We start from the raw sequence: 12,033 nt of genomic DNA on the forward strand, positions 1-12,033 counted from the left end.
ACAACCTGCGATCGCCCTTTCAGGCTTTATTTACGGGAGGTCTTCTTGACTAAGCCAGCCATACTCGCCCTTGCTGATGGCAGCATTTTTCGCGGCGAAGCCATTGGAGCCGACGGTCAAACCGTTGGTGAGGTGGTGTTTAACACCGCAATGACCGGCTATCAGGAAATCCTTACCGATCCTTCCTACGCCCAACAGATCGTTACCCTGACTTACCCGCACATCGGCAACACCGGCACCACGCCGGAAGACGCCGAGTCCGACCGCGTCTGGTCCGCTGGCCTGGTTATCCGTGACCTGCCACTGGTTGCGAGCAACTGGCGTAACACGATGTCCCTGTCCGACTACCTGAAAGCCAACAACGTTGTGGCCATCGCCGGTATCGACACCCGCCGTCTGACACGCATCCTGCGTGAAAAAGGCGCACAGAACGGCTGCATCATGGCCGGTGACAACATTTCCGAAGAAGCGGCCATCGCCGCTGCCCAAGGCTTCCCTGGCCTCAAGGGCATGGACCTGGCGAAAGTTGTCAGCACCAAGGAAACCTACGAGTGGCGCTCGACTGTCTGGGACCTGAAAACCGACAGCCACGCGACCATCGATGCCTCCGAGCTGCCATACCACGTGGTTGCCTACGACTACGGCGTCAAGCTGAACATCCTGCGCATGCTGGTCGCGCGCGGTTGCCGCGTCACCGTGGTGCCGGCGCAAACACCTGCCGCTGATGTGCTGGCGATGAAGCCGGACGGCGTGTTCCTGTCCAACGGTCCTGGTGATCCGGAGCCTTGCGACTACGCGATCCAGGCGATCAAGGACGTACTGGAAACCGAAATCCCGGTGTTCGGTATCTGCCTCGGTCACCAGCTGCTGGCCCTGGCTTCCGGCGCCAAGACCTTGAAAATGGGTCATGGCCACCACGGCGCCAATCACCCGGTCCAGGACCTGGACACCGGCGTGGTGATGATTACCAGCCAGAACCACGGTTTTGCGGTAGACGAAGCGACCCTGCCCGCCAACGTCCGCGCGATTCACAAGTCGCTGTTCGACGGCACCCTGCAAGGGATCGAGCGTACCGACAAGAGCGCCTTCAGCTTCCAGGGTCACCCGGAAGCCAGCCCTGGCCCGAACGACGTAGCGCCTCTGTTCGATCGCTTCATCAACGAAATGGCCAAGCGACGCTGATCGCTGGCCTTGATGCAGCAAGGCCTGGGGGCGGTCCCGACACCGGCGACCCCTCCAGGCTTCACAGATTGAACAAGACGGCTTGCCGACTGACCTGCGGATTTGAGTGACAAACCCATGCCAAAACGTACAGACATTAAAAGCATCCTGATTCTCGGCGCTGGCCCGATCGTTATCGGCCAGGCCTGCGAATTCGACTACTCCGGCGCCCAGGCCTGCAAAGCCCTGCGCGAAGAGGGTTACCGCGTCATCCTGGTGAACTCCAACCCAGCGACCATCATGACCGACCCGGACATGGCCGACGCCACCTACATCGAGCCGATCAAATGGCAGACCGTTGCCAAGATCATCGAGAAAGAGCGTCCGGACGCGCTGCTGCCAACCATGGGCGGCCAGACCGCGCTGAACTGCGCACTGGACCTGGAGCGCGAAGGCGTTCTGGAGAAGTTCGGCGTAGAGATGATTGGTGCCAACGCTGACACCATCGACAAGGCTGAAGACCGTTCGCGCTTTGACAAGGCAATGAAATCCATCGGTCTGGACTGCCCGCGCTCGGGTATCGCCCACAGTATGGAAGAAGCCAACGCAGTGCTCGAGAAGCTTGGCTTCCCGTGCATCATCCGTCCGTCCTTCACCATGGGTGGCACGGGTGGCGGTATCGCTTACAACCGTGAAGAGTTTGAAGAAATCTGCGCCCGCGGCCTGGACCTGTCGCCGACCAAAGAGCTGCTGATTGACGAATCCCTGATCGGCTGGAAAGAGTACGAGATGGAGGTTGTCCGCGATAAGAAGGACAACTGCATCATCGTTTGCTCCATCGAAAACTTTGACCCGATGGGCGTGCACACCGGTGACTCGATCACCGTTGCTCCGGCACAGACCCTGACGGACAAGGAATACCAGATCATGCGTAACGCCTCCCTGGCGGTACTGCGCGAGATCGGCGTGGAAACCGGCGGCTCCAACGTCCAGTTCGGCATCTGCCCGGACACTGGCCGCATGGTGGTCATCGAGATGAACCCGCGTGTATCCCGCTCTTCGGCACTGGCCTCGAAAGCCACTGGTTTCCCGATTGCGCGTATCGCAGCCAAGCTGGCGATCGGCTACACCCTGGACGAACTGCAGAACGAAATCACCGGCGGTGCTACGCCTGCATCCTTCGAGCCGTCCATCGATTATGTCGTGACCAAGCTGCCACGCTTCGCGTTCGAGAAATTCCCGAAAGCCGACGCGCGCCTGACCACTCAAATGAAGTCGGTGGGTGAAGTCATGGCCATCGGCCGGACTTTCCAGGAATCCCTGCAGAAAGCTTTGCGCGGTCTCGAAGTGGGCGTTTGCGGCCTGGACGAGAAGCTTGACCTGAGCAATCCGGAAAGCATGAGCATCCTCAAGCGCGAACTGACCGTGCCGGGTGCCGAGCGTATCTGGTACGTGGCGGACGCGTTCCGCGCCGGTCTGTCGGTCGAAGACATCTTCGGTATGAACATGATCGACCCGTGGTTCCTGGTGCAGATCGAAGATCTGATCAAGGACGAAGAGAAGGTCAAGACCCTGGGTCTGGCCAGCATCGACCGCGACCTGATGTACAAGCTCAAGCGCAAGGGTTTCTCCGACATGCGTCTGGCCAAGCTGCTGGGCGTGACCGAGAAGGCACTGCGTCGTCACCGTCACAAGCTGGAAATCTTCCCGGTCTACAAGCGCGTTGACACCTGCGCGGCCGAGTTCGCCACTGACACCGCCTACATGTACTCGACTTACGAGGAAGAGTGCGAAGCCGCGCCGTCGGGCCGCGACAAGATCATGATCCTCGGCGGCGGTCCAAACCGTATCGGCCAGGGTATCGAGTTCGACTACTGCTGCGTGCACGCGGCGTTGGCTCTGCGCGAAGACGGTTACGAGACCATCATGGTCAACTGCAACCCGGAAACCGTTTCCACCGACTACGACACCTCCGATCGCCTGTACTTCGAGCCAGTGACCCTGGAAGACGTGCTGGAAATCTGCCGCGTCGAGAAGCCGAAAGGTGTGATCGTCCAGTACGGCGGCCAGACCCCGCTGAAACTGGCTCGCGCCCTGGAAGAAGCCGGCGTGCCGATCATCGGCACCAGCCCTGACGCCATCGACCGTGCCGAAGACCGTGAGCGCTTCCAGCAGATGGTCGAGCGTCTTAACCTGCGTCAGCCGCCAAACGCCACCGTGCGCAGCGAAGACGAAGCGATTCGTGCCGCCGCCAAGATCGGCTACCCGCTGGTGGTGCGCCCGTCCTACGTACTGGGCGGTCGTGCGATGGAAATCGTCTACGAAGAAGAAGAGCTCAAGCGCTACCTGCGTGACGCGGTGAAAGTGTCGAACGACAGCCCGGTGCTGCTCGACCACTTCCTCAACTGCGCCATCGAAATGGACGTGGATGCGGTCTGCGACGGCACCGACGTAGTGATCGGCGCAATCATGCAGCACATCGAGCAGGCTGGCGTTCACTCCGGTGACTCCGCTTGCTCCCTGCCGCCGTACTCGCTGCCTGCCCACATCCAGGACGAGATGCGCGAACAGGTCAAGAAAATGGCCCTGGAACTGGGCGTAGTCGGCCTGATGAACGTTCAGTTGGCGCTGCAAGGCGAAGACATCTACGTCATCGAAGTCAACCCGCGCGCTTCCCGTACCGTACCGTTCGTCTCCAAGTGCATCGGTGTGTCCCTGGCGATGATCGCGGCTCGCGTAATGGCCGGTAAAACCCTGAAGGAAATCGGCTTCACCAAAGAAATCATTCCGAACTTCTACAGCGTGAAAGAGGCAGTGTTCCCATTCGCCAAATTCCCTGGCGTGGACCCGATCCTGGGCCCAGAGATGAAGTCCACCGGTGAAGTGATGGGTGTGGGCGATACCTTCGGCGAAGCCTTTGCCAAAGCCCAGATGGGTGCCAGCGAAGTACTGCCGACTGGCGGTACCGCGTTCATCAGCGTGCGTGACGATGACAAGCCACTGGTTGCAGGCGTGGCCCGTGATCTGATCAACTTGGGCTTCGAAGTGGTCGCCACTGCCGGTACTGCCAAGCTGATCGAAGCCGCAGGCCTGAAAGTGCGTCGTGTGAACAAGGTGACCGAAGGCCGTCCACACGTGGTCGACATGATCAAGAACGACGAAGTCACCCTGATCATCAACACCACCGAAGGTCGCCAGTCGATCGCCGATTCCTATTCCATTCGTCGTAATGCCTTGCAGCACAAGATCTACTGCACCACTACCATTGCTGCTGGCGAAGCTATCTGCGAAGCGCTGAAGTTCGGTCCCGAGAAGACCGTGCGCCGCTTGCAGGATCTACACGCAGGATTGAAGGCATGATCAAATACCCAATGACCGTTCAGGGCGCAAAAGCCCTGGAAGAAGAACACGCTCACCTGACCAAGGTCGTCCGTCCGAAGCTCAGCCAGGACATCGGTACGGCTCGCGAGTTGGGTGACTTGAAGGAAAACGCCGAATACCACGCTGCTCGCGAGCAGCAAGGTATGGTCGAGGCGCGGATTCGTGACATCGAAGGCCGGATTCAGAATCAGGTCATCATCGACGTCACGACCATTCCTCACACCGGCAAAGTGATTTTCGGCACCACCGTTGAAATCGCCAACGTCGAGACTGATGAAAGCGTCACTTACCACATCGTGGGTGAGGATGAGGCTGACTTCAAGCTCGGCAAGATTTCGGTAGGTTCGCCATTGGCCCGCGCCTTGATTGCCAAGGAAGAGGGTGATGTGGTCGCGGTGAAAACGCCAGGTGGCGTTATCGAGTACGAGATTGTCGAAGTCCGCCACATCTGAACGCAGGCGCCCGCTTCGAGCGGGCGCGTTGCTTTGGCAGCTGACTCAGATGTTGTGGGTCGGCGGCCTGTGGCTGTTGCATATCGGTCTGTTGCCGGTGCTCGACCATATTGGTCTGGCGCCGCTGCTGATCGACGAAATTGCAGGCATGCTGAACTCGCTGATGGTGGGATTCGCCGCAGCGTGTGTGATTTTTCAGGCTTTGGTGCTGGTTCAGGCCGAGGGCTTTGCCAGTCTATGGCGCGATATTCGCGGGCAGTTGCTGCTGATGGCGTTGTATGCGTGCGCGATGTATGTCGCGGTGCGTGTCGGCTGGCCGGATGCCGTGCGTTGGCAGGTGTTCAGTTATCTGGTTCTGGGTTTTTCCGGGCTGGTGCTGGTACTGCAACCGGTGCCCGGATGGAGTGGCAGGGTGCGCGAAGCACACCCTTGACCCTTGCCATCACTTGAAGCGATGAACGTTCGACAGCTGCTTGTTGACGCTGAAGTTCTTGCGGTAAATCAGTGCCATCTTGCCGATGACCTGAACCAGATCCGCTTTGCCGGCCTTGCAGAGCTCTGCAATGGACGCCAGGCGCGATTCACGATCGAGGATGTTGAGCTTGATTTTGATCAGCTCGTGATCCGCCAGGGCGCGTTCAAGTTCGGCTAACACACCTTCAGTCAAACCGTTGTCAGCCACGATCAAAACCGGTTTCAGATGGTGGCCGATGGATTTGTACTGTTTCTTCTGCTCTTGAGTGAGCGGCATAATCTGACCCTTTAGTCTGGATTCTGTAAAATGGCGGCCATTTTACCCGAGGGTTCGTGGATCCGCCCAATTAATCACGACCCTTATCATCGAGGTGCCCAATGGCGCGTTCCAAGACAAGCCTTGGTTGGCTGAAAAGACATGTCAATGATCCCTATGTGAAGCAGGCGCAGAAGGATGGTTACCGCTCGCGTGCGAGTTACAAGCTTCTGGAGGTCCAGGAGAAATACAAGCTGATCCGTCCAGGTATGAGCGTTGTCGACCTGGGGGCGGCGCCCGGCGGCTGGTCGCAGGTCACTAGTCGGCTGATCGGTGGTCAGGGGCGACTGATCGCCTCGGACATCCTGGAAATGGACAGCATTCCGGACGTGACTTTCATCCAGGGTGACTTCACCCAGGACGAAGTGCTCGCTCAGATTCTTGAAGCCGTGGGTAATTCGCAGGTGGACCTTGTGATTTCCGATATGGCCCCCAATATGAGTGGTACGCCTGAGGTGGACATGCCCAAAGCCATGTTTCTATGTGAGCTGGCTCTTGATCTGGCGGCTCGGATACTCAAGCCGGGTGGTAATTTCGTGATCAAGGTGTTTCAGGGTGAAGGGTTTGATGCTTACGTGAAGGACGCTCGTCAGAAATTCGACAAGGTCCAGATGATCAAGCCGGACTCTTCCCGTGGCAGTTCCCGCGAGCAATACATGCTGGCTTGGGGCTACCGCGGCCGTAGTGAGTAAATCGAGGTTTTTTTGCGGGTCGATAGGATTTTCGTATTTCGCCCCGTGAGCTTTAGCGAATACTGTGTAGAAAGTGTTTCACAAAGGGTTACAGACGGCGCCTGCCAGAGCCGTAGGTAATGTAGTAAGTTAGGCCGGTGAATATCATGCGAAGCGCGCGCCATTAGCGGAGCTTGCTTCAGAGGGTAGTTAATTGAACGATATGGCAAAGAATCTGATCCTGTGGTTGATCATCGCGGCTGTCCTGGTGACGGTGATGAACAACTTCTCCAGCCCTAACGAGCCGCAGACCCTCAACTATTCCGACTTCATCCAGCAGGTCAAGGATGGCAAGGTCGAGCGCGTAGCCGTTGATGGCTATGTGATTACCGGTAAGCGCAACGATGGCGACAGCTTCAAGACCATCCGTCCCGCTATCCAGGACAATGGTCTGATCGGCGATCTCGTGGATAACCACGTGGTAGTCGAAGGTAAACAGCCTGAACAGCAAAGCATCTGGACACAACTCCTGGTCGCGAGCTTCCCGATCCTGGTGATTATTGCCGTGTTCATGTTCTTCATGCGGCAGATGCAGGGCGGCGCCGGAGGCAAGGGCGGGCCGATGAGCTTCGGCAAGAGCAAGGCGCGCCTGTTATCCGAAGACCAGGTGAAAACCACCCTGGCTGACGTTGCCGGTTGCGACGAAGCCAAAGAGGAAGTCGGCGAACTGGTCGAGTTTCTTCGTGATCCGGGCAAGTTCCAGCGTCTGGGCGGTCGCATTCCACGCGGCGTGCTGATGGTCGGTCCTCCAGGTACCGGTAAAACCTTGCTGGCCAAGGCGATTGCCGGCGAAGCCAAAGTCCCGTTCTTCACCATTTCCGGTTCCGACTTCGTCGAAATGTTTGTCGGTGTCGGTGCGAGCCGTGTTCGCGACATGTTCGAGCAGGCCAAGAAGCACGCTCCATGCATCATCTTCATCGATGAAATCGACGCCGTCGGTCGCCACCGTGGTGCCGGTATGGGCGGTGGTCACGACGAGCGCGAGCAGACGCTCAACCAGTTGCTGGTAGAGATGGACGGCTTCGAAATGAATGACGGCATTATCGTCATTGCCGCAACCAACCGTCCGGACGTACTGGACCCTGCGTTGTTGCGTCCGGGCCGTTTCGACCGTCAGGTCGTGGTGGGTCTGCCGGATATCCGCGGTCGCGAGCAGATCCTCAAGGTCCACATGCGCAAAGTGCCGATGGGTGACGACGTTGCTCCGGCGGTAATTGCTCGTGGTACACCTGGCTTCTCCGGTGCCGACCTGGCCAACCTGGTGAACGAGGCGTCGTTGTTCGCTGCCCGTACAGGCAAGCGCATCGTCGAAATGAAAGAGTTCGAACTGGCCAAAGATAAGATCATGATGGGCGCCGAGCGCAAATCCATGGTCATGTCCGAGAAAGAGAAGCAGAACACCGCTTATCACGAAGCAGGCCACGCCATCGTGGGTCGCGTCGTGCCAGAGCATGACCCGGTCTACAAAGTGTCGATCATCCCGCGCGGTCGTGCACTGGGCGTGACCATGTTCCTGCCGGAAGAAGATCGCTACAGCCTGTCCAAGCGTGCATTGATCAGTCAGATCTGCTCGCTGTACGGCGGCCGTATCGCTGAAGAAATGACCCTGGGCTTCGACGGTGTGACCACCGGTGCGTCCAACGACATCATGCGTGCCAGCCAGATTGCACGGAACATGGTGACCAAGTGGGGGCTTTCGGAAAAACTCGGTCCGTTGATGTATGCCGAAGAAGAGGGTGAAGTGTTCCTCGGTCGCGGCGGCGGTGGTCAGAGTGCAAGTTTCTCCGGTGAGACAGCCAAGCTGATCGACTCCGAAGTGCGCAGCATCATTGATCAGTGCTACGGCACGGCCAAGCAGATCCTCACGGATAACCGTGACAAGCTCGACGCCATGGCTGATGCCCTGATGAAGTACGAAACGATCGATGCTGATCAGATCGACGACATCATGGCAGGTCGTACGCCTCGCGAACCTCGCGACTGGTCGGGCGGCACCGGTACTTCCGGAACACCTCCGGCAGTACAGGATCCGCGTCCGGAAACACCGATCGGCGGTCCGGCTGCTGACGTTTAAGGTTTGAAATGACTTCTGTTCAGTCCTCGACCCGGTTGCCATGCGGCAACCGGGTTCTTGATTTGGCCCAGACGCATGTCATGGGCATTCTCAATGTCACTCCCGATTCATTCTCTGACGGCGGCCAATACAGCCAGCTCGACGCGGCCTTGCGTCACGCTGAGGCCATGGTGTTGGCTGGCGCGACGCTGATTGATGTCGGCGGCGAATCGACCCGGCCCGGTGCCAGGGCGGTTTCCCCCCTCGAAGAGCTGGAGCGCGTAGCGCCGATCGTTGAGCGCATCAATCGCGAGCTGGATGTGATCATCTCGGTCGATACCTCCACGCCAGCCGTCATGCGTGAAACCGCGCGGCTTGGGGCAGGTTTGATCAATGACGTTCGCGCATTGCGCCGTGAAGGCGCCCTTGACGCGGCCGCGGACACCGGTTTGCCGGTTTGTCTGATGCACATGCTGGGCGAGCCGGGCGACATGCAGGACAATCCGCATTATCAGGACGTGACCAAGGAAGTGAGCGAGTTTCTCGCCGAGCGCATGGCGCAGTGTGCATTGGTCGGAATTCCGGCTGAACGGATCATCCTGGATCCGGGTTTCGGCTTCGCCAAAAACTTGCAGCACAATCTAAGTTTGTTCAAACATATGGAAGCCCTGCATATCTTCGGGCGCCCCTTGTTGGTCGGGGTTTCGCGCAAGAGCATGATAGGTCAGGCCTTGAATCGCCCGGTTGGAGAGCGACTGCATGGCGGTTTGGCGCTCGCGGCGCTGGCTTCATTCAAGGGGGCGCGTATATTGCGCGTCCATGATGTGGCCGAAACCGTCGATGTGGTGCGAATGATCGCTGCAGTGGAATCAGCCGAATAAGAATGATGGAGTACTTATGACTAAGAAATACTTTGGCACCGACGGGATTCGTGGTCGGGTCGGCGAATATCCGATTACTCCTGAATTCATGCTCAAGCTCGGCTGGGCTGCAGGCATGGCGTTCCGCAAAATGGGCGCCTGCAAGGTGCTGGTGGGCAAGGACACCCGGATCTCCGGGTACATGTTCGAATCGGCGCTCGAGGCCGGGCTGACTTCGGCGGGTGCCGACGTGATGCTCCTGGGCCCGATGCCGACCCCGGCCATCGCTTATCTGACGCGTACGTTCCATGCCGAAGCCGGGATCGTGATCAGTGCCTCGCACAATCCTCACGATGATAATGGCATCAAGTTTTTCTCCGGAAAGGGCACCAAGCTCCCGGATGAAGTCGAGCACATGATCGAAGAATTGCTCGACACCCCGATGACCGTTGTTGAATCGAGCAAGATCGGCAAAGTGTCGCGAATCAACGACGCTTCGGGTCGTTATATCGAATTCTGCAAGAGCAGCGTGCCGACCGGCACCAGCTTTTCGGGCCTGAAGATCGTGATCGATTGCGCTCACGGTGCGACCTACAAAGTGGCGCCGAGTGTGTTCCGCGAGTTGGGCGCCGACGTTGTTGTGCTTTCCGCACAGCCGAACGGCCTGAATATCAATGACAACTGCGGTTCGACCCATATGGGCCCGCTGCAGGCTGCCGTACTGGCTGAGCATGCCGATCTCGGGATTGCTTTCGACGGTGATGGCGATCGGGTCCTGATGGTCGATCACACAGGCGCCGTCGTCGATGGTGACGAGCTTTTGTTCATCATTGCCCGCGACCTGCATGAGCGTGACCTGTTGAAAGGCGGTGTGGTCGGGACATTGATGAGTAACCTGGGGCTGGAGCTGGCCCTCGCGGATCTGTCGATTCCATTTGTGCGTGCGAATGTCGGTGACCGTTATGTGATCGCGGATTTGCTGGAGCGCAACTGGCTGGTGGGTGGTGAGAACTCGGGTCATATCGTTTGCTTCAATCACACCACCACCGGTGATGCGATTATTGCAGCGTTGCAGGTGCTGATGGCATTGCAGACGCGCTCCGAAGGGTTGGGTCAGGCCCGGCAGGCGCTGCGCAAGTGCCCTCAGGTGCTGATCAACGTGCGGTTCGGCGGTGGTGCGAGCCCGCTGGATCATCCGTCAGTGAAAGAGGCCGGCGAGCGTGTGACCAAAGCCATGGCGGGCCGTGGGCGCGTGCTGTTGCGCAAGTCCGGCACGGAGCCGTTGGTGCGAGTCATGGTCGAAGGCGAAGACGAAACACAGGTTCGCGGCTACGCCGAAGAGCTGGCAAAACTGGTTACTGAAGTTTCTGCCTGAATTCGGCTTGCCAGCCATGATTGTGTTGGGTAACATCTGCGCCCACTTTGACCGACGAGGTACAGCATGCGTCGCCCTATGGTAGCTGGTAACTGGAAGATGCACGGTACCCGCGCCAGCGTCGCTGAGCTGATCAAAGGCTTGCGTAATTTGGCCTTGCCGAGCGGTGTTGATGTAGCGGTATTCCCGTCTTTCTTGCATGTCAATCAAGTGATTGATGGTCTGGAAGGCAAGTCGATCAAGGTCGGCGCGCAGAACGCTGCGGTGGAATCCAAGCAAGGTGCGTTGACCGGTGAAGTTGCGCCGAGTCAGTTGGCTGATGAAGGTTGTTCCCTGGTGCTTGTCGGGCATTCCGAACGCCGCCAGGTCATCGGCGAGAATGATGAAACACTGATTCGCAAGTTCGCAGCGGCACAGGAATGTGGCTTGATTCCGGTGTTGTGCATAGGGGAAACCCTCGAGCAGCGCGAAGCCGGTAAAACGCTTGAAGTTGTCGGGCATCAGCTCGGCAGCGTCATCGAGAAGCTGGGTGTCGGTGTTTTTGCAAAGGCAGTAATCGCTTACGAGCCGGTCTGGGCCATTGGCACCGGGCTGACTGCTTCGCCGCAACAGGCGCAGGATGTGCACGCAGCCATTCGCGCTCAGTTGGCGGCAGAGAATTCTGAGGTCGCACAAGGTGTGCGGCTTCTATACGGCGGCAGCGTGAAGGCGGCCAATGCGGTCGAACTGTTCGGCATGCCGGATATCGATGGGGGGCTCATTGGTGGAGCTTCCCTGAATGCAGATGAGTTCGGTGCGATTATTCGCGCCGCGGGAAACTGAAAAAATGCTGGAAACAGTCGTAGTCGTTTTTCATCTGCTGGGTGCATTGGGCGTAGTTGCTCTGGTATTGCTGCAGCAGGGTAAAGGTGCGGATGCTGGCGCGTCTTTCGGAGCAGGTGCTTCAAATACTGTGTTCGGAAGCCAAGGTTCCTCTACCTTTCTTAGTAAGTTTACTGCTATACTTGCCGCCGGTTTCTTCATAACCAGCTTGGGGTTAGGTTACTTTGCTAAAGAGAAGGCTCACCAGCTGACTCAAGTAGGTTTGCCAAACCCGGCAGTGTTGGAAGTTCCAAAGCAACAACCGGCTTCTGATGATGTCCCGGTGCTTCAAGAGCAAAAGTCGGCTACTCCAGCGACTGACGTGCCTCCAGCTCAAGAGCAAAAGTAAGAAGGGTTTCAAACGTAGTA

Annotated in this window: 11 protein-coding genes; 10 read left to right on the forward strand and 1 reads right to left on the reverse strand. The window is 58.2% G+C overall.

All coding sequences use genetic code 11. From position 1 onward, the window contains the following. The first annotated feature begins 45 nt into the window (after nucleotides 1-45). The 4 genes from carA (at nucleotide 46) to B723_RS09295 (ending at nucleotide 5,427) form a co-directional block, all read left to right on the forward strand. A complete protein-coding gene (gene carA, locus B723_RS09280; RefSeq protein ID WP_017336465.1) occupies nucleotides 46-1,182 on the forward strand; it encodes a glutamine-hydrolyzing carbamoyl-phosphate synthase small subunit in 1,137 nt (378 codons plus the stop codon). Nucleotides 1,183-1,299: 117 nt separating this feature from the next. After that, nucleotides 1,300-4,521, forward strand: coding sequence for a carbamoyl-phosphate synthase large subunit (carB, locus tag B723_RS09285; RefSeq protein WP_017336466.1), 3,222 nt, complete (start codon nucleotides 1,300-1,302; stop codon nucleotides 4,519-4,521). Further along, on the forward strand, nucleotides 4,518-4,994 hold the full coding sequence (gene greA, locus B723_RS09290) for a transcription elongation factor GreA (RefSeq protein ID WP_010463507.1): 477 nt from the start codon (nucleotides 4,518-4,520) through the stop codon (nucleotides 4,992-4,994). The genes carB and greA overlap by 4 nt, the downstream gene beginning before the upstream one ends. 28 nt (nucleotides 4,995-5,022) lie before the next feature. Continuing rightward, nucleotides 5,023-5,427: a hypothetical protein gene (locus B723_RS09295; RefSeq protein WP_031318371.1), complete on the forward strand. Its 405-nt coding sequence runs from the start codon at nucleotides 5,023-5,025 to the stop codon at nucleotides 5,425-5,427. 9 nt (nucleotides 5,428-5,436) lie between these two features. Here B723_RS09295 and B723_RS09300 read toward each other — a convergent pair whose 3' ends face one another. Next, nucleotides 5,437-5,745 carry a YhbY family RNA-binding protein gene (locus tag B723_RS09300; RefSeq protein WP_017336468.1) on the reverse strand — a complete coding sequence of 103 codons (309 nt, stop codon included), beginning with the start codon at nucleotides 5,743-5,745 and terminating at the stop codon, nucleotides 5,437-5,439. Nucleotides 5,746-5,846: 101 nt separating this feature from the next. Here B723_RS09300 and rlmE point away from each other — a divergent pair, with 101 nt between their 5' ends. From rlmE to secG, 6 genes are all read left to right on the forward strand, one after another. Further along, nucleotides 5,847-6,476 (forward strand): 23S rRNA (uridine(2552)-2'-O)-methyltransferase RlmE, encoded by a 630-nt coding sequence (rlmE, locus tag B723_RS09305; protein WP_007900501.1) that lies wholly within the window; start codon nucleotides 5,847-5,849, stop codon nucleotides 6,474-6,476. A 202-nt stretch (nucleotides 6,477-6,678) separates the two neighbouring features. Further along, nucleotides 6,679-8,589, forward strand: coding sequence for an ATP-dependent zinc metalloprotease FtsH (gene ftsH, locus B723_RS09310; protein ID WP_017336469.1), 1,911 nt, complete (start codon nucleotides 6,679-6,681; stop codon nucleotides 8,587-8,589). A gap of 8 nt (nucleotides 8,590-8,597) precedes the next feature. After that, nucleotides 8,598-9,449 (forward strand): dihydropteroate synthase, encoded by an 852-nt coding sequence (gene folP / locus B723_RS09315; RefSeq protein WP_017336470.1) that lies wholly within the window; start codon nucleotides 8,598-8,600, stop codon nucleotides 9,447-9,449. A 16-nt stretch (nucleotides 9,450-9,465) separates the two neighbouring features. Next, on the forward strand, nucleotides 9,466-10,803 hold the full coding sequence (gene glmM, locus B723_RS09320; protein ID WP_017336471.1) for a phosphoglucosamine mutase: 1,338 nt from the start codon (nucleotides 9,466-9,468) through the stop codon (nucleotides 10,801-10,803). A 66-nt stretch (nucleotides 10,804-10,869) separates the two neighbouring features. Continuing rightward, the gene (gene tpiA, locus B723_RS09325) at nucleotides 10,870-11,625 is read left to right on the forward strand and encodes a triose-phosphate isomerase (protein ID WP_017336472.1); all 756 of its coding nucleotides are present in this window, start codon (nucleotides 10,870-10,872) and stop codon (nucleotides 11,623-11,625) included. Nucleotides 11,626-11,629: 4 nt separating this feature from the next. Further along, nucleotides 11,630-12,013 (forward strand): preprotein translocase subunit SecG, encoded by a 384-nt coding sequence (secG, locus tag B723_RS09330; RefSeq protein ID WP_017336473.1) that lies wholly within the window; start codon nucleotides 11,630-11,632, stop codon nucleotides 12,011-12,013. Nucleotides 12,014-12,033 lie beyond the last annotated feature (20 nt).

This window comes from Pseudomonas fluorescens NCIMB 11764, assembly GCF_000293885.2.
Taxonomy (GTDB): Bacteria; Pseudomonadota; Gammaproteobacteria; order Pseudomonadales; family Pseudomonadaceae; genus Aquipseudomonas; species Aquipseudomonas fluorescens_B.